The 17,423-nt window shown below is 65.2% G+C and carries 16 protein-coding genes; 10 read left to right on the forward strand and 6 right to left on the reverse strand.

Annotation, left to right across the window (positions count from 1 at the left end; genetic code table 11):
- The first annotated feature begins 107 nt into the window (after positions 1 to 107).
- On the forward strand, positions 108 to 452 hold the full coding sequence (locus tag ABH933_RS22675; protein WP_429419971.1) for a VOC family protein: 345 nt from the start codon (positions 108 to 110) through the stop codon (positions 450 to 452).
- Positions 453 to 1,273: 821 nt separating this feature from the next.
- Here ABH933_RS22675 and ABH933_RS22680 read toward each other — a convergent pair.
- The 3 genes from ABH933_RS22680 to ABH933_RS22690 form a co-directional block, all read right to left on the reverse strand.
- A complete protein-coding gene (locus ABH933_RS22680; protein ID WP_429419969.1) occupies positions 1,274 to 1,759 on the reverse strand; it encodes a carboxymuconolactone decarboxylase family protein in 486 nt (161 codons plus the stop codon).
- Positions 1,756 to 2,835, reverse strand: coding sequence for an NAD(P)H-dependent amine dehydrogenase family protein (locus ABH933_RS22685; protein WP_429419966.1), 1,080 nt, complete (start codon positions 2,833 to 2,835; stop codon positions 1,756 to 1,758). Before ABH933_RS22685 ends, ABH933_RS22680 begins: the two co-directional genes overlap by 4 nt.
- Positions 2,836 to 2,912: 77 nt before the next feature.
- The gene (locus tag ABH933_RS22690; protein WP_429419964.1) at positions 2,913 to 3,197 is read right to left on the reverse strand and encodes a hypothetical protein; all 285 of its coding nucleotides are present in this window, start codon (positions 3,195 to 3,197) and stop codon (positions 2,913 to 2,915) included.
- Between the two features lie 404 nt (positions 3,198 to 3,601).
- Between ABH933_RS22690 and ABH933_RS22695 the strand changes: the two genes are divergently transcribed.
- The 7 genes from ABH933_RS22695 (at position 3,602) to ABH933_RS22725 (ending at position 12,085) form a co-directional block, all read left to right on the forward strand.
- The gene (locus ABH933_RS22695; protein WP_429419962.1) at positions 3,602 to 4,315 is read left to right on the forward strand and encodes an aspartate/glutamate racemase family protein; all 714 of its coding nucleotides are present in this window, start codon (positions 3,602 to 3,604) and stop codon (positions 4,313 to 4,315) included.
- The gene (locus tag ABH933_RS22700) at positions 4,312 to 5,853 is read left to right on the forward strand and encodes an amidohydrolase family protein (protein WP_429419960.1); all 1,542 of its coding nucleotides are present in this window, start codon (positions 4,312 to 4,314) and stop codon (positions 5,851 to 5,853) included. Before ABH933_RS22695 ends, ABH933_RS22700 begins: the two co-directional genes overlap by 4 nt.
- On the forward strand, positions 5,850 to 6,758 hold the full coding sequence (locus ABH933_RS22705) for a polysaccharide deacetylase family protein (protein ID WP_429419958.1): 909 nt from the start codon (positions 5,850 to 5,852) through the stop codon (positions 6,756 to 6,758). Before ABH933_RS22700 ends, ABH933_RS22705 begins: the two co-directional genes overlap by 4 nt.
- Positions 6,745 to 8,604, forward strand: a complete 1,860-nt coding sequence (locus ABH933_RS22710; protein WP_429419956.1) for an oligopeptide/dipeptide ABC transporter ATP-binding protein — start codon at positions 6,745 to 6,747, stop codon at positions 8,602 to 8,604. Before ABH933_RS22705 ends, ABH933_RS22710 begins: the two co-directional genes overlap by 14 nt.
- Positions 8,601 to 9,467 carry an ABC transporter permease gene (locus tag ABH933_RS22715; RefSeq protein WP_429419954.1) on the forward strand — a complete coding sequence of 289 codons (867 nt, stop codon included), beginning with the start codon at positions 8,601 to 8,603 and terminating at the stop codon, positions 9,465 to 9,467. The genes ABH933_RS22710 and ABH933_RS22715 overlap by 4 nt, the downstream gene beginning before the upstream one ends.
- A complete protein-coding gene (locus tag ABH933_RS22720; protein WP_429419952.1) occupies positions 9,464 to 10,450 on the forward strand; it encodes an ABC transporter permease in 987 nt (328 codons plus the stop codon). The genes ABH933_RS22715 and ABH933_RS22720 overlap by 4 nt, the downstream gene beginning before the upstream one ends.
- A gap of 174 nt (positions 10,451 to 10,624) precedes the next feature.
- The gene (locus ABH933_RS22725) at positions 10,625 to 12,085 is read left to right on the forward strand and encodes an ABC transporter substrate-binding protein (protein WP_429419950.1); all 1,461 of its coding nucleotides are present in this window, start codon (positions 10,625 to 10,627) and stop codon (positions 12,083 to 12,085) included.
- 82 nt (positions 12,086 to 12,167) lie between these two features.
- Here ABH933_RS22725 and ABH933_RS22730 read toward each other — a convergent pair whose 3' ends face one another.
- Positions 12,168 to 12,854 carry a GntR family transcriptional regulator gene (locus ABH933_RS22730; protein ID WP_429419948.1) on the reverse strand — a complete coding sequence of 229 codons (687 nt, stop codon included), beginning with the start codon at positions 12,852 to 12,854 and terminating at the stop codon, positions 12,168 to 12,170.
- A gap of 233 nt (positions 12,855 to 13,087) precedes the next feature.
- Here ABH933_RS22730 and ABH933_RS22735 point away from each other — a divergent pair, with 233 nt between their 5' ends.
- A complete protein-coding gene (locus ABH933_RS22735) occupies positions 13,088 to 13,633 on the forward strand; it encodes a hypothetical protein (RefSeq protein WP_429419946.1) in 546 nt (181 codons plus the stop codon).
- A gap of 77 nt (positions 13,634 to 13,710) precedes the next feature.
- Here ABH933_RS22735 and ABH933_RS22740 read toward each other — a convergent pair whose 3' ends face one another.
- Positions 13,711 to 13,929, reverse strand: coding sequence for a hypothetical protein (locus tag ABH933_RS22740; protein WP_429419944.1), 219 nt, complete (start codon positions 13,927 to 13,929; stop codon positions 13,711 to 13,713).
- Positions 13,926 to 14,153: a hypothetical protein gene (locus ABH933_RS22745; protein WP_429419942.1), complete on the reverse strand. Its 228-nt coding sequence runs from the start codon at positions 14,151 to 14,153 to the stop codon at positions 13,926 to 13,928. The genes ABH933_RS22740 and ABH933_RS22745 overlap by 4 nt, the downstream gene beginning before the upstream one ends.
- Positions 14,154 to 14,597: 444 nt before the next feature.
- Between ABH933_RS22745 and ABH933_RS22750 the strand changes: the two genes are divergently transcribed.
- Positions 14,598 to 17,423, forward strand: a complete 2,826-nt coding sequence (locus ABH933_RS22750; RefSeq protein WP_429419940.1) for a DUF6603 domain-containing protein — start codon at positions 14,598 to 14,600, stop codon at positions 17,421 to 17,423.

Here is a 17,423-nt window from a genome sequence, read left to right on the forward strand (position 1 = left end):
CGCCCGATCAGCGGCATGCGCGGACATCGTAGCTTGCTTTCTCAGCTCGATGAGTTTCGATCGCGGATGTCGTCCAACCCTCGAAACGACCGACGGGAGTGGCCGGAATGGATTTGTACAGCATCATGTGCGTTGCCGATCGGACCAAGGCATTGCAGTGGTACAGGGTGTTCTTCGGGCGCCCGGCGGACGAGGTCATCGGCGAGGAACACCTGTGGCAAGTCGGTGAGAACGCATGGGTCGTGGTGGACGATCGAGACGTGCGGGCCGAGCGAGTGGGTGGGGCGATGGTCACGCTCGGGGTGACCGATCTCGACGATATTCTGGTCCGCCTTGCCACGCACGACATCCACCACGAATCGGTGGAGACCTACGGCAACGGCGTACGCCACGTCGAAGTCCTGGACCCGGACGGGAACAGTCTGTCGCTCGCCGAAGCGCCCGCTCGATAAGAACGTCCGAAAACACCGGCAGCCGTTGCGCCGAAACAAGGTGACAGCGATTGCTGACCCGCACCACGTCATACGCTATTCGGCATGAGCGCTCACTTGTTCCGGCTATAGCCAGTGCGCGGGCTCGAGCATGTACGGCCTGACTGGCCCAGACGACGCGTTGGCGGAGCGCTGCCATGCGGGCTGCGACGTTGGGGACGCCGAGGTGGCGGACAGTGTTTCCGGGTGCATCGGCCGGCCGGCCCGGCGGCCGGGGAATAGCCAGTGGTGCCAGGGCCGCTGCTGATCCCTGAGCACTCCGATCGGAGCGGGTCAACATTGGAGCGATGTTGACAGATGCATTGGCGAACAATGGTCCGACGCAGTGGATTCGAGCCAGGCAGGTGGTGACGGCTATGTGCCCCAGCACCTTCGGCATTGAGAACTCGGCGAGTGGATCAAGGAACAGGTTAAGGTTTGCCCGCAGGAACGCACCGAGGCGCGGAGTTGGCAAGCCGATACCGGAAGCTCAGGGAGTCGTGACCTGCCTGGACTGCGAACAGGACATCGGTCTCCTGTCCGTGGCCTGAACATCTGAATATTAACCGCCCGGACGGCATCTACTGGTCGCCAGTGGACTGAAATAGTCAGCGCCGCTGGCAGATTCGCGCAGCGACTGTTCGCCGGTCGGTGCCTTCCTCGGTCGCATCCTCGGCCATGTCATGGATGCGTTCGCGCACCTGCGGAATTCGATCGCTCGCATGCGCCACGCCGAGGGGCCGGTTGCGGACTCGCAGTCATCGAGGCATTCGATCGCACGATGCTCGGCGTCAGTCATTCGCCTATGACGAATGTCCGGGCAGTACACATACCGAATCCACCCCGAGCACGTGATTCAGCCGCCCGAAGGCCAACCACGACCCGATGCTCATGCTCAATTCGACGATTTCGGTCTGACTGTAGTGCGCCCACATCCGATCCCAGAACTCGTCATCGAGATTGTGGTGATCGGTGGCGTAGCGCTCGGCGTATTCAGCGGCCAGCCGGGTTCGTTCGTCGAACAGTTCGGTGGTCTGCCAGTTGGTGACCGCGTCCGCGAACTCCGGCTCCACCTTCTGGCCGTCGCGTTCGGTGCGCCAGTCCAGGCAGAAGACGCAGCCGTTGACCTGGGCGATCTTCAATCGCGCCGCCTCGAATTCGCGCAGTCCGAGGGTGGAATGCGAATACACCGACAGCGAGAAGTTCGAGGCGGCGAGGCCGATGCCGGGCACCATCTCGCCCCATACGTAACCGATCGGATCCTTGCCCTCGGGTATGTCGATGATCATGGGTGTTTCCTTCCGAGCTTGCCGACTGCGGGGCGCAGTGGGACTTCGAGCGCGTCATAGAGTCCGGGTTCGGCGTCGACGAGCCAGTCGATGGCGTTCACCAGTCGGCCGACCGCGGTGGCATTGCCGCCTGCGGAACGGTTTCCGTCCTCGTCGGTGGCCTCGATGGTGATTTCGATGCGCGGGCGGCCCTCGATGAGCACGCGATGCGCGCCCTCGCCGTCCGGTGCCGTCGGCCAGTCCGGCGCGCAGGACGGGTGGATCCGGGTGACGTGCTCGATGACGATGCATGCCTCGCCCGCGACGATCCCCTGCACCTCGAAGCGCAGCGCGCCCTGCGTACCCGCGGCGAACTCCCCCATCCGTTCGGTAGTCACCGTGGCGTCGAGCGCGCGCCGGTCCAGGGTTTCACGGATCTCCTCGAGTTCGACGCCCAGCGTCCGCGCCATCAATCGAATCTGCCCGCCCCACACCATGGTCGGGACGCCGGGCGCCACCATCGGCGGCAGGTAGCCCATCGGCTGGCCCATACCGACCAGAAAGCGCACCGAATCGGGCTGGTCGTAGGTGGTGTAGTCGAAGATCTCCTGGCAGCGGATCACATCGACGGTGCTGCCGAGTCCGCTCATCAGCAGCGGGAGCACGTCATTGCCCCAGCCGGGATCGACACCGGAGACGAACAACGACCCACCGCCTCGCGCGACGGCTGCCAGCACCGGATCACGTACTTCGGGTGGGGCGCTGCGTGGATCATAGAGCGCGTACAGCGCCGGGGTGACGACGACCGCGCCGGCCTCGATGGCCCGGACGATGTCGGCGAGCGCGTCATCGGGACGGATATCGCCCGAAGCCGCATACACCACGGCCCGAGGGCCGCCCGCCAGGGCCGCATCGATATCGGCGCTCGCCGGGACGTCGAGGTCGTAGTCGAGTCCCGCGAGCCGACCCGCATCACGGCCGACCTTATCCGGGTTGTGGACGACCACGCCCGTGAGTTCCAGGGCCGGGTGCGCGTCGACGGCACGGATGGCCGCGCGGCCAACATTGCCGGTGCCCCAAACAATCGTGGGGATCATCGAGTGAGCGTAGCAAGCGCTTGGTTCGGTGACTGCGATTCTCCGAATTCCGCAGTGCGGCTAGCGAATTCGCGCGGCTATTTCGCGGTGATGTAGCGGACCAGCTCCCCGACCCCGCCACCCTGACCGACATCGCCGATCACATCACCACACTCATCACCACCGGCAGTGATCAAACCCGCAAAGCGCTCATCGAAACCTTGATCGCCGAAATCAAGATCGCCGGACCCGACACCATCGTCCCGGTCTTCCGTATCCCCCAGCCCCCCACCGGCCACGGCACCGCCGCCATAGACGCCACCACAGCCCGCACAAACGCCATCGGGGCGGATTGATACTAATTTGGTGGTGAGTGATCGCAACCGCCCGCACCATGCCGGCCGCGTATCCCGTGGTCCGCCCGGGAATCCCACAGATTCCGAGGGTGAGCAGACGTGAGTCGGAGGCCGAGCGGCGCATCGGCATCCTCGTGTTCGACGGGGTGAAACTACGCGACGTCGCCGGTCCCCAGCGAGGTATTCCAGGCAACCAACCGGTTCGGCGCGCACTACCGGCTGGCGATGTGGTCGCCCGACGGCCACGACCCATATTGCATACTGTTTCGCCATTCTCGCCAGCAAGCGACGCCAACTTCATGGGAAATCAACTTTTTGTCATCTCACGGAAACACGAACTGTATACCGTTTGGGTTGATGTTGCTCCACTCTCCAAACTCACCGGCCGTGATGATCGCGCGCCCAGTGCTATGACCCAGGAAGTATCGCGGATGACTCGCACCATCATGGTGATCAATCCCAACACCACGCAGATCATGACCGGTGCTGTCGTCACTGCCGCGCAGTCTGCGGCGGCGCACGGGACGACGCTGGTCGGCGCCAACCCCGTACGAGGCGTCGAGTCGATCGAAAGCCGTGTCGACGAAGTATGGGGCGCACTGGGCGTCGTCGAGCAGATCCGGATCGGTGAACGAAACGGCGTGGACGGCTACGTGATCGCCTGCTTCGGTGATACCGGGTTATCCGCGGCCCGCGAACTCGCTCATGGACCGGTTGTCGGTATGACCGAGGCGGCGTTGTGCACGGCCGCGCTCGTGGCTGCCAGATTCGCCATAGTTACGCTGCCTCGGCGCACACGGCAGATGTCCGACCGGGTGCTGCGGGAGATCGGGCTGACCCACCGCTGCACGATACGGGCAATCGATGTGCCGGTCTCCGCGATAGCTGAGGGCTCGTTGCACGAGCTCGAATCCATTGCCGCCGAGGCGGAACGCGCCATCGACCAGGACGACGCCGAGGCGATCGTCCTGGGCTGCGCCGGATTGGCCGACCTGGTCGCGCCACTGCGCGCGCGGCTCGGTGTCCCAGTTATCGATGGGGTCGCGGCGGCGGTGACGATGGTCGAGGGGCTGCTGGCGCAGGACCTGACAACATCGCGGATCTGCACCTATGCCGCGCCCAAGCATGAGGGGCCGACCGCATGACCCCCCGTGTGACGGATTCTCCCGCAGTGTTGTTCACCGATGTGCTGGTGTACGACGCCAGCGCACCCGATGGTGTCACCGGGCCGATCGATGTGCTCGTCGACGGCCAGCGGATCGCCGCGATAGGCGTCGCAGTGCCCACCCCGCCGGGAACCCGAGTCGTCGCCGGCCACGGCCACCACCTCTTGGTACCGGGCCTGATCAACGCGCACTTCCACTCGCCGGCCAACCATCTCAAGGGCGCCCTGCCGAGTCTGCCGTTGGAGTTGTTCATGCTCTACGAGTCGCCTGCCGACGAAGCGTTACGCCCCACGCCCCGCGAGGCATATCTGCGCACGATGCTCGCCGCGCTGGAAATGCTGCGTGGCGGCACCACGACGGTGCAGGACGACGCATTCCTGATGCCCTACCCCGAGCCGGAGATCATCGACGCAGTGCTGTCGGCCTACGCCGACGCAGGCATTCGGGCAGTCGTAGCGCTCGATCAGCCAGAGCTGCCCGAGGCCGACAAGCTGCCGTTCCTGACGAAGATCGCCGACGCGGAATTGGCATCCCTGCTGGCCAGACCCGCCCCGATGACTCGCGCCGATCTGCTGGACTGCTATGCCCACCTGTTCGACACCTGGCACGGCGCAGCCGACGGCCGATTGTCCGGTGCAGTCTCGATCTCCGCGCCGCAGCGTGTCAGTCCCGAATACTTCGCGGCGCTGGCCGAGTTGAGCGAACGGTACGGCGTGCCATTGTTCGCGCACATGCTCGAAACCAAGACGCAACGGGTGCTCGCCGCCGAGCAGCCACGGTTCGCGGACCGGTCGCTGGTGCGGTACACCGCCGACCTCGGATTGCTCAGTGCACGAACGAACGTGATCCACGCGGTGTGGGTGGACGATGCCGATCTCGACCTGATTGCCGAGGCCGGCGCGACGGTCGTGCACAATCCGGTCAGCAACTTGCGGCTCGGTAGTGGGATCATGCCGTTTCGCGCAATCCGCGGCCGGGGCATTCCGATCGGGCTCGGAGTCGACGAGGCGATCTGCAATGACGCTGTCGACATGTGGAGCGTCGTGCGCATGACGGGCCTGGTGCACAACATCAACGGCCGCCGGTGCGAGGAATGGCCATCGGCTGCCGAGGTACTGGAATGCCTCTGGTCGGGCGGTGCACGAGCCATGGGTCGCGAGGCCGACCTCGGTATCGTCGCCGAGGGGATGCTGGCCGACCTGGTGCTGCTCGATCTGCACGCCCCTGCTTTCACACCGCTGAACGACGTCCGCGGGCAACTCGTCTATTGCGAAACCGGAGACAGCGTCCGGCTGACCATGGTCAACGGCCGCATCGTGGTCGAGGACGGTCGCGTGGTCACTGTCGACGAGAAGAACCTGCTGGATGAGGCCCGCGAGCTGTATGCCGCGAAAAAGGCCGTGCTGGCGTCCGCGCAGGCCGACGCCGGTCGGTTCCGGCCCGCCTACGAGCAGATGGTAAAGCGTGCGGCCGCAACCGATGTCGGGATGAACCGATGGGTGGGAGATTCACTGTGAGTCACGATGTGTACCGGTATGCCTCGATCGGTCAGGGCCCGCGCGGGCGGTGGCCGAATGGCCGGAAACTCGCCGTTTACATCGCGGTGGGTATCGAGGACTACCGTTTCGGTGACGGCCATGTCGAGGACCTGATTCAGGGAGTTCCGCACCCGGACCGGGTCAACCGGTCGTGGCGCGATTACGGCAATCGGGTCGGTGCGTTTCGGCTGCTCGACCGGCTCACCGATCTGGAGCTGCCGCCGACGGTCCTGCTCAACACGATGGTGTACGACACCGCGCCAGCGGTTACCGATGCGGTGCGGGTGGCCGGTGGCGAAATTGTCGGCCACGGTGTCACGAATTCTGACTCGCTCGCCGAGTTGGACGAGACGGCTGAGCGAGAATACCTTGCCGCGGTCGCCGGCAGAATTCACGCCGAGGAGGGAGTTCGACCCGGCGGCTGGTCGAGCCCGTGGCTGACGCACAGCTCCCGGACCGTCGACCTGCTGGCAGCTACCGGCTATCGATACCTGTTGGACCTGCGTGCCGACGATCAGCCGATATGGCTGAACTCGGCATCGGGCCCGCTGCTAGCGATTCCCTACGGATTGGAACTGAACGACAGCAGCAGCATTGTCGCCCGGCAGGCGTCGGCGGCGGAATTCGCCGACATGATCGTGGATGAGTTCGAGGAACTGCTTGTTGCCTCCGAAGACCAGCCGTTGGTCATGAGCATTGTCGTGCATTCGTTCATTTCGGGCGTCCCGTTCCGATTGCGGCAGCTGGGGCGAGCGCTCGCCCATCTGGCCGCACGGGGCGACGAGGTGTGGTTCACCCAGCCCCGGCACATCTACCGCGCATACGCGGCGATGGTGCCACCCGATCACGTTACTGGCGAGGAGACCAGCGGTGCTCACATCTGATTCCACCACAGCGATCGGCGAGACGACAGCAGCACCCGGGCCCAGTGATACCGCTGCGTCGGCGGTCGTCTCGATGCGCGGGCTGGCAGTGTCATTGTGGCGACGGGGTGCTCGCACGCCGGTCCTACGCGGGGTCGATCTCGACATCGGCCCCGGGGAAATCGTGGGTCTGGTCGGGGAATCCGGCAGCGGCAAGAGCGTGCTGGCGCTCACGATGCTCGGGTTGCTGCCGTCTGCCTCACGCCCCGTGATCAGCGGAGAGGTGACGGTGGCCGGAGTGGACATACCGCACGCATCCGCTGCGCAGCTGCGCGAGATGCGGCGCAACCGGGTGGGCATGATCTTTCAGGACCCGATGACATCGCTGAACCCGACGATGCGAATCGGCAAACAGATCTGTGAAGTGACCGGCGACGGCGCCGAGGCGATCTCGCTGCTCACCGCGGTCGGGGTCCCCGAGCCCGCCCGGCGGATGCGGGTGTTCCCGCACGAACTGTCCGGCGGGCTGCGGCAGCGCGTGATGGCGGCGATCGCACTGGGCGGCCGTCCTCGGTTCATCGTGGCCGACGAGCCGACCACGGCACTCGATGTCACTGTGCAGGCGCAACTGCTCGCGCTGCTGCGCGACCTGCGGGACCAATTCGGCTGCGCCATCCTGTTCATCACGCACGACCTCGCCGTGGCTGCCCAGATCACCGATCGCATCGCAGTGCTCTACCGAGGCCGACTTGCCGAAGTCGGTCCGACAGCCGAACTGCTGCGGCAGCCGTCACACCCCTACACCGCCGGCCTGCTCGGCTCCCGGCTGACCATGACAACCCCGCGTCACCAGACACTGACCGCGCTGCCCAGCGATACCGAGGCGACCGATCAGCCGACCGGCTGCGCGTACCACACTCGTTGCCCGCTGCGAGTCGAACGATGCACCGTGGAGCAGCCGCCGTGGGAGCAGGTCGGAGTGGCCGGCCATGTGCGCTCATGCTGGCGGCCGATCGCGGACGTGCATGACGTAGTCGTCCCGGCCCCGGGTGTGGCCGCCAGGGCCGGACTACCGCCGGTCGCTGTTGCCGACCGGGTCGACACCGTGATCGACGTCCGGGGGTTGGTCTGCGAGTTCCGCACCAAATCCGGGTCGGGCGCGCGCCACACCCACCAGGCGCTGCGGGGTGTCGATCTCGAGGTCCGGGCCGGCGAGGCGTTGTCGATCGTCGGCGAGAGCGGCTCGGGAAAGTCGACACTGCTGCGAGTGCTCGCCGGGCTGACGACCGCGACCCGGGGCACGGTATCGGTCCACAGCTCGGTGCAGATGGTGTTCCAGGACTCCGCTTCGTCGCTCACCCCGTGGATGACGGTCGGTGAGCTGCTGCGCGAGCGGCTGCGCCCGCTCGGTTTGCGCCAGGCCGAGTCCACGTCCCGAACCGAGCGGGTGATCGCCATGCTGGGACTCCCACCGGCAGTGCAGTCCGCCCGCCCGGCGGAACTATCCGGTGGCCAGCGCCAGCGGGTGGCACTGGCGCGCGCGGTCATCGTGCCGCCGACCATCCTGCTCTGCGATGAGCCGACCAGCGCGCTGGACGCCTCCTTAGCCGCGACCGTGCTCAACCTGATCCGCGACATGCGGCGGGAGATGTCGATGACGGTTGTCTTCGTCACGCACGATCTCGCGGTCGCCCGCCTCATGGGAGACCGGATCGCGGTGATGGCCGACGGCCGGCTCGTCGAGACCGGCACCGCCGAGGTGATCGTCACCGCACCGTCGCATGCACGGACCCAGGCGCTGCTCGACGCGGTCCCGCGCATCGACGGCCCGTCGGGAGACCGGTCCGGCGTGGAGGTGCCGCGATGATCAGCCTCGCACCCGTCCGGTCGCGCCGGGGCGCTTCCGCCCTCGGGGCAGGTGTGCGGCCGTGGCGCCGGCTGGGTGGTTGGTCGATGATCGGCCTGGTTGCAGTCGTTACTGTGGTTGCCGTCCTGGCGCCGGTGCTGGCCAGTGACAATCCGATCCAGCCGGTCGCCGATCTGAACCTGCCGCCGCTGTCCCCGCATCATCTGCTCGGCACCGACGACCTGGGGCGCGATCTGCTCAGCCGCACCTTGTACGGGATGCGAGCGAGCTGGTTCTCCGCTCTGGCGATCGTGGTGATCGGGCTGGTCATCGGCAGCATGGTCGGGGTCACCGCGGGCGCGTTCGGCGGCTGGCTCGACGGGGTGTTGATGCGGCTCACCGATCTGTTCCTCGCGCTACCCGGCCCACTCGTGGCCATCGCGGTCACCGCGGCGCTCGGTCCGGGATTGATCCACACCCTGGTCGGCGTGTCGGTGGTCTGGTGGCCCTACTATGCGCGCATCATTCGAGCCGAGGTCCGGTCGCTGTCGTCCCGGCCACACGTGGAATCCGCACGCCTCGCCGGTGTCGGCCGAATTCGCTTGGTGGGCAGGCATATTCTGCCCGGCGTTGTTCCGACGGCAATCGTGACCGCGAGCCTGGACATCGGCAATGTGGTGGTACTGCTCGCCGGGCTGTCGTTTCTCGGGCTTGGCCAGTCCGCGCCGGCGCCGGAGCTGGGCGCCGATGCGCAGCGAAATCTGCACTTGGTGCTGGACCAGTGGTGGATTCCCGTCGTGCCCGCCGTGGCGGTCATGGTGCTCAGCGTGATCGCCAATCTCGGCGGCGAGGCATTACGCAACCTTTTGGCAGGTGACCGATGATCCGTTTCGTTGTCCGGCGTTCGTCCGCGGCCGTCGTGTTGCTCTTGGCCCTGAGCGTCCTCGTATTCCTGTTGCAGCAGATCGCACCGGGCGACCCCGCTCGCGCGTACGTGGGCGACAACGCCTCACCGGCCGTCGTCGCCGCGGCCCGGCACGATCTCGGACTGGACCGGCCGTGGCCGCAGCAGTATGTCCACTACGTGTGGCATGCACTGCGAGGTGACCTGGGAATTTCGTTGCGAACGCATCGGGCGGTAGTCACCGACCTGGCGCAGTTTTTCCCTGCGACTGCCGAACTGGTGTTGTTCTCCTTCATCCTGGCTCTGGTCCTCGCTGTGGTGTTCGCCCTGTCGGCGGTCCGGGGCTGGCCGGGGATGAGCGTTTACCGCAGTGTGTTGTTGCTGGGCGCGGCGGCGCCGGCGTTCTTGCTCGGATTGGGCGGGATCGTGTTGTTCTACGGTCGGCTGCACTGGCTGCCGGAAACCGGGCGCGGGGTCGACAGCAGCTCGCCCACCGGGTTCGTGCTGATCGACAGCCTGCTGCACGGAAATACCGGCGAGTTCGCCCAGGGATTCCAACACCTGCTGCTGCCCGGAATCGCGCTGGCGGTAGTACCGGCCCTGAGTATCGGCCGCATTCTCCGTTCCAGCCTGGAGGCGGCATACGGCTCCGACTATGTGCGGACCGCGCGGGCCAAGGGTCTTCGCGAATTAGCCGTTCTCTGCCGCCATATCATGCGAAATTCTATAAACGCCGCGCTGTCGATGTCGGGCCTGCAATTAGGTTTCATGTTCGCCGGCGTCATCGTCGTCGAGGACATGTTCACCTGGCCAGGAATCGGCTACTACCTGGCGCAGAGCATTCCGCAATCGGACTTCCCGGCGATCGCCGGAGTAACGCTTCTGCTCGGCGGCATCTGCATTGTCGTCAACGCCGTCGTCGATGTGTTGCAGGTACTGGCCGATCCCCGTTTGACCGTGTGATCGACGTGGGCGACGTCGAATTTCAGCCTTGTTGTACGTGAAGGGAATTTTATGACTACACAGCGACTCCGTCGAGGTATCGCCCTGACTGCGATGGCAGCCGCGGGTGTTCTCGGCATCTCGGCGTGCTCCGGTGGAAGCACCGGAGCCGGTAGCCAACCGCCCACCAACGGCGTGCTGACCGTCGGACTACTGGGCGATATCGGGCAACCGCCGGACCCTGACATTTATTATGCCAATAACGGCAATGCGATCATGCTCAACGTGTACGAGGGGCTGGTGCAATACCAGAACAACACGGACCAGGTGAAGATCGCGCCCAGGCTGGCCGAATCGTGGACCGTCAGTCCGGACAATACGGTGTATACGTTCCATTTGCGGCACGGCGTCACCTTCCACGACGGCACACCGTTCACTGCTGCGGCGATCAAGGCGTCCTTTCAGCGCCGAGCGGCCGTCAAAGGCGGTGCGGCATACATGGTGAGCGGAGTCACGAACGTCCAGACGCCGGACGACTATACGGCGATCGTCACCCTCGACCAGCCCAATGCGGCGTTCCTGAGCTACCTGGCCTCGCCGTACGGCCCGAAGATGGAGTCGCCTACCGGTCTGCAAAAGTACGCCGGCGCCGATAACGCCCAGAAATACCTCGAGACACACGATCTCGGTACCGGTCCCTATCAGCTGACCTCCGCGGTGGCGGGAACGAAGTACGTATTGACCCAGTACCCCGGGTACTGGGGTCCGAAATCCCCGTTCACGACGGTCGATCTGCCGGTGTACAACGACGCCGCCCAGCTGCAACTGGCGTTGGACAACGGCGATGTGGCCGCGGTCGCCGGGGCTCTACCGTCTGCAAGCTTGTCGCATTATCAGTCCAATCCGCATGTGACCAACTATTTCCTGCCGACCCTCCAGGCATCGCTGCTGACGCTGAATCCGAGCGGACATTTCTTCGGCACACAAAAGGCACGAATGGCCTTCCTACAATCGGTGGACCAGCAGAAACTCGTGCAGCAGGTACTCGGCAAAAGATCCACGGCCGCGACCTCGTTGTACGCCAATGCCACAATCCCCGACGGCTCGGACAAGCAGAACATTACCCACGATCCGTCGGTGCTGGCTGCGTACGCCAAGTCGCTGCCGCCGGGGACGGCGATGACGATCGGTTATGCGAACGGAAATCCGGACGCCCAGAACATAGCCGAGCTCCTGGTCGCCCAAATGCAGACCGACGGCATCAAGGCAACCGCGCAGGGCTATGACACGGCGACGGTATTCTCCTGGCCGCAGAACCCGGCAAAAGGTCCGGACGCCTTCGTCGATGGCAACAACGGGCCCGACGGTGGTGACCCCTACATGTGGGGGCATGTCTTCTGGGACAAGTCCGGCGGGATCAACTACTTCTCGTGCGATGTTCCCGAGGTCGACGCGGAGCTGAACCAAGCAGTCAAGTCGGATGATATGAAGCTCTACGCACAGGCAGGCGAGCGTTACTCCGCCAACGGTTGCTTCATGAACCTGTCCTATAACCGGGACTGGGTTGTCGCGATGAACTGGCTGTCCGGTGTTGCGGAGTCACAGAATCTCAGTGCCAACGAGCTGAATTTCAGCCTGCTCGGTATCAAGAAGTGAGCAATTGACCACCGTGGTGTGTCATCTGCGCGGCACACCACGGCAGGGTAATTCCCTTGGTAACCCCGTAGGCGAGGTCGGGTCAGCCGATGTCACGAATGCCGTACCGTTCCACCAGGACCGACATGGATTCGGCGCGATCGCGCTCGATGTGGGTGTAGGCGACCGACTCGGCCAATCGCTCGTTGCCGGAGCTGATGGCGTCCAGCAGGTCTTCGTGCCCGGTAAGCGCATCGACGGGGTCGAGTTCTGAGGTCAGGTAGAACAGCCACATCATCCGTCCGGACACCGAACGCATGACCGAACGCATCAAGGCGTTTCCGGTGAGCTCGACGATCACTTCATGGAACAGCGTGCTGTCTTCGGCAATCCGGTAGTTGTCACCGGTAGCGACGCCCTCACGGGAATGCACCAGTGCCGCGTACAGCAGCTCGGGCGACGCGCCACTGGCGATCTGGCGTGCGGCGAACCGAGCGGCACCGACCTCGAGACACAGCCGAAGATCGAACAGCTCGTGCGCCGAGCGGGTGGTCCAGGTCGACACGGCGGCGCCGCGCCGGGGCAGCGTCCGCACGAAGCCATCGACTTCCAGCAGCGGTACGGCCTCACGGAGTGGCACTCGGGAAACCGCGAGTTCCTCGGCAAGGCGCTGCTCGGCGAGTCTGGTCCCTTGCGGATACGTGCCGCGGATGATGCCTTCACGCAACCGGTCGTAGATCTGGCGTGAGAGCGACTCGGGCCTGCTCGAGTTCGGCTGGAATATCTCCATCGGGCCCCCTAAGTCCACGTCGCCGAGGGAAGGCGGCGAATCCATCTTCGATGGCATCATTATTGCTGGCCGGAGCTGGTGGCTGCAGGCCGAGCCGGGGTTTACCGGTCTCGACCTCTCCGTGGTGGGTTCCTGCCTTCGGAGGGTCCAGAAAGGTGGGCGACCGCCGGGCCTCGACGAGCAGACATACAAGCAACGTCAGCAACCGCCGGATCAACCGGGTCCTACACACCATGGCCACCGTCCGACTGCGCCATCCCGGCGCCGGTCGCACCTACTACGACGGCAAGAAAGCCGTCGGGAAGACCTCGATGGAAGCGATCCGGGCGCTGAAACGGCGGCTGTCGAACGTCGTCTACGCACGCATGCTCGCCGACCAGCGTGAGCGTGAAACGGCAAGCCCGGCAGGACAATCGGGGACGACTACTGACTCCTGCGCGACCGGCCCTACCCCGGCAACCGGTCCTTCGGACAAGCCACAACCCGGACCCAATATCCCTCTGCGCCGGTTGTGCCACCGCCGACTTCCGCCATCGACGGCGAGCAACGACAGCCGCGAGCCCTTCCGGAAGCTTATGCACGGTATGCCGCGGCTGTGTGCGCTCCAGCACGGAAATGGTTCGGATCAATACCCGAATGCAACAAAGCCGCAGGCCGTTGACCTGCGACTTTGCCATCCTGTGGTCCTAACGCTAATCAATCCGAACCACCCGACAGCCGAAGGGCCGACGCTCTGGATCAAGCCCGTGGGCACGCGCAGGCCGACAGCGATGGCATGACGTGTGGTTTCAGCGATTCGGTGGCTACCGACGTGGCCGTCGGCGGCGACACGGCACCGACACAGCTTGCCGCCGAATTACGCGGCGCGCATGGACAATTCGATGACCTGCGGTCCAGCGCAGGCCCCACCAAGCTCGGCGGCACCTGCGGAATCACCCATCATCTGGCGGTCGGCGCCATCAAGCAGGATGCGAATGCGCTGGCGGCGCCCAACGGCGATCTCGAAATAATGGTGTTCACCGCCGAGCCGCGCACCCGCGACGCTCACCGTTTGTCGGCTCTCAGCGACGATCACCGCCGCAGTCTGTCTGTATTACCCCCACCCCCGACAGCCATGGCGACCTTGTCGTCGACCAGTTCGCGGCGCGCCCAGGCGCGGATCGATGCGGTGCCGGCGAATTCACGGCGTACGTCGTTGAGCAGGGTGTCGGCGGCGAAGCCTGCCAGGATGGCATCCCGTCGACCCGCCGGCACACCACGCACGAATTCCACATCGCACCCCGCGGCCACCCAGGCCATCCGGACTGCACAAGGCTCAGCGGCCGGACCGACTCCTTGAACAGGGTTGTGAGCATGTCCGGCGCATCGACTGCCCCGCCCCCAACCAAGACGCCGTCGCCGAGTACCTCGACACTCGCCGCGCCCCCGCATAACGATCTTGCCTACAGCGGCGGCGGTGTCTTTACCATCGGGGTCTCCACCCGAACTCACTCCGGATCGGTTGGCCGACACGGCATCCACCGTACGGCCGCCCGGCGCATGATATAGTCCAAACGCACGTGCCTGAATGGCAAATCTGTACCCAGCCCCAAATAGCAGACCGATCCAAGGCCGAGTCACGCCGGTCGGGTGTTGGTTCCGGCGATCCGGTGTTCTCAAATTCACTATGGCAGAACATATTTCGGCTCACCATTGACGGCGGCTGTCTCGTCCGGACCGTGGACGGGACGTGGAGGAGGGCTTGTGTCCGTCCGAATCGATATTCTGCGAAAGATCCTCGACGAGTCCGCCGGTCGGCCGGCGGAGATTCCGGTCGAGATGCTCGGGTTCGGCGACGGGCTTCGTGTCCTGTTTCCGGACGGCACCCTGCAGGTCACGCCGACGGATACGTCCAGCACAATCTCGGCGACCGGCTCGGGCTGTTTCCGCTCCACGCAGGTGCCCGCGTCGGTGCAGCTGACCATCGCCGCGGACAGCACTGTGGCGACTGTCGATGTCGAGCTGCCTGCGCCCGGCGCGGGTGCCGAGTTGCTCGGCCGGTGTGTGGGTTTCGATCTGCCCGTGTTGCCCTGCCCGGCGTTCGAGCGGGTGCGGTTGCTGCTCGACGAAGTCGTCGGCGCGACGCTCACTGCCACCTGCGCCCGGGGCACGGTAACCCTGCTGGCGAACACCGCACGTGTGTTCATGGCTGAAGCCGACGGCTGGCGGGTCGTGTGCACCGATACCGCGTTGTCGCCGGATCTGCTGGGGGAAAAGGAATTCGGACTCGACGGGGTCGGCAGGGGTCAGCTTCCGGATCCGTTCGCTACGGGACTGCCCGCCGGCATGTGGCTACTGCCGCCGGAGCATCCGTTGCTCCCGCACCGCACGCTGATCGCGCTGGATCCGCCGCGACCGGATACTCCACTCGACCCTTCTCGTGTGGACGGTCTCGGCAGGCCGATGCCGGCGCCCGCATCGCGCCAGGCCGGACGAAGTCCCGATATGCAGCTACGCGCGCGAGCCGTGGCGACCCCCGACGGATTCGCCGTGCTGGCGGGCAGTCGTGCCGCGATCGAACGCGGGAACGGCCGATGGGGTTTGGATATCAGTGAGGATGGCGCGGTCGTCAGCGTCGAATACGACTTCACTCCGGTGCGCATCACCGGTGCACTCGGGGTGCTGCCTGTCGAGGCCCCGTACCAGGCGATCATCGGCGGTGTGCTGATGTTTTCCTTCGGCGGTGGTGGGGGCAAGGGGTTGTACGGCACCGGCATGGGTGCCTATGTGGTGCCCCAATCCTCGGCCAAGTCTTCACTTTTCGGTTATGTCGGGATCGGTGGCAATCCGGGTATCGGCATTCCGGCGCTGCGGTTGACCGGCGTTTCGGCCGGGCTCGGCTGGAACAGCCGGATGCGGCTTCCCGAGATTTCCGAACTCGGAGACTTCCCATTCTTGAAGGCGCTGGACGATCCCCGCGCGATCGGTGCGGAGAACGAGGATCCGGTGCAGGTTCTCAAGGCGCTGACAGCGGGTTCGGATGCTTGGGTCACTCCGCGCGACGACGAGTTGTGGGTCGCGGCTGGACTCGGTTTCACCATCGCCGAGCTGATTACCGGCCGGGCAATGGCCATCGTGCAGACCGGTCAGGATTTGACCGTGGCACTGCTGGGAACCGGGAAGGCCGAGTTACCCAAGGAAGGCAGCCGCAAGTACGCCCGGATCGGTGTCGATCTGCGCGCCGTGCTCGCGCCGGGTAAGGGCGAACTGGCATTCGACGCGCAACTCACGAACGATTCGTTCCTTCTCGACCCCAACTGCCGGCTGCGCGGCGGTGTCGCATTCCGGGCCTGGTTCGGTAACAGCCCGCACGCGGGTGACTTCGTCTACACCGTGGGCGGCTACCATCCCAATTATCGTGCGCCCGAACGGTATCCGCAGGTGCCGCGGCTCGGATTCGACTGGGATCTGACCGGCAGCGTAACCATCTCCGGCAGTGCATACTTGGCGATCACTCCGGCAGCCGCGATGGCCGGTGGTGCGCTGGACGTGCGGTTCCACTCGGGCATAGTGCGCGCGTGGTGTATCGCCAAGGTAGACGCGCTGATCCAATGGAAACCGTTCTACGTAGATGTCGGACTACAAGTGCGCATCGGTGTCTCGGCGTCGGTGAAGATCATCTTCGTCCGGATCACCATCACGGTCGAAGTCGGTGTAGCACTCGGTATTTGGGGGCCGCCCACGGGCGGTCAAGCCAAGGTGAAGCTGTGGTTCATCTCCTTCACCATCAATTTCGGCAGTGGTCGCGGGTCGGCGGACAAGGTGCTCGACTGGCCCGGGTTCGCCGCGATGCTGCCGCCCGCGGAGAACAACGTTCGTGTCCTGCCCGGTTCGGGGTTGCTCGTCGAGAAGCATCCCGGCATGCAGCGCGCCGACGACTACTGGGAGGTGTCGGCCAACGGATTCTCCTTCAGCTCCGACACCACGGTCCCGATCACGAATCTGTACCTAGGTGCTGCTACCACCGCTGCCGAATCCGGTGCGGCGGTGAATATTCGCCCGATGGCCCGGCAGAGCCTGACCAGCAACCAGCGGGTATCGCTGACTCGAGACGGCGCGCCTGTGAATCTCGATGCCTGGACACGCAGCCGCCGAACTGCCACCGTGGCAAGCGAATTGTGGGGTACCGGCAGCTCCAACAGCCTACCCAGCGGTGAGCAGCACCTGGTGAAGAATCAGCTGCTCGGCGTGGAACTGAGTTCTCCCGCGGCGAAGTACGGCAACTCCACCGGCTATATGGACGAAAAGGCCCTCGCCTTCGATCCGGTCGCTCCCGATGGCGCGCAGCCGTTGGATCCGGCGGCAGGTCCGGTCGGGGCGACTCCGCAGCGTCCGAGCAACGTCAACGTCATCCGCACCATCGCCACCACTGTGGCCGAGGCCCCACAGCGCACCGCCCGCGAGCGTCTGGCCGGGCAGCTTCAGACGTTGGGGGTGCACCTGGGTGCACTCGACAACGACCTGTCCGCATACGCCCGCTTCGCCGAGACCGCATTCACCGCCGAGCCGATGCTGGTCTCTGCCAGCTGA

Source organism: Nocardia sp. GP40 (genome assembly GCF_050434125.1).
In the GTDB taxonomy this organism is placed as follows: Bacteria; Actinomycetota; Actinomycetes; order Mycobacteriales; family Mycobacteriaceae; genus Nocardia; species Nocardia albiluteola.

Bases quoted from the DNA above. Each gene is read 5' to 3' on its own strand.
- ABH933_RS22685 (WP_429419966.1), bottom strand. From the start codon at position 2,835: ATGATCCCCACGATTGTTTGGGGCACCGGCAATGTTGGCCGCGCGGCC.
- ABH933_RS22680 (WP_429419969.1), bottom strand. From the start codon at position 1,759: ATGATCATCGACATACCCGAGGGCAAGGATCCGATCGGTTACGTATGG.
- ABH933_RS22730 (WP_429419948.1), bottom strand. From the start codon at position 12,854: ATGGAGATATTCCAGCCGAACTCGAGCAGGCCCGAGTCGCTCTCACGC.
- ABH933_RS22675 (WP_429419971.1), top strand. From the start codon at position 108: ATGGATTTGTACAGCATCATGTGCGTTGCCGATCGGACCAAGGCATTG.
- ABH933_RS22695 (WP_429419962.1), top strand. From the start codon at position 3,602: ATGACTCGCACCATCATGGTGATCAATCCCAACACCACGCAGATCATG.
- ABH933_RS22735 (WP_429419946.1), top strand. From the start codon at position 13,088: ATGGCCACCGTCCGACTGCGCCATCCCGGCGCCGGTCGCACCTACTAC.
- ABH933_RS22720 (WP_429419952.1), top strand. From the start codon at position 9,464: ATGATCCGTTTCGTTGTCCGGCGTTCGTCCGCGGCCGTCGTGTTGCTC.
- ABH933_RS22745 (WP_429419942.1), bottom strand. From the start codon at position 14,153: ATGGCCTGGGTGGCCGCGGGGTGCGATGTGGAATTCGTGCGTGGTGTG.
- ABH933_RS22700 (WP_429419960.1), top strand. From the start codon at position 4,312: ATGACCCCCCGTGTGACGGATTCTCCCGCAGTGTTGTTCACCGATGTG.
- ABH933_RS22715 (WP_429419954.1), top strand. From the start codon at position 8,601: ATGATCAGCCTCGCACCCGTCCGGTCGCGCCGGGGCGCTTCCGCCCTC.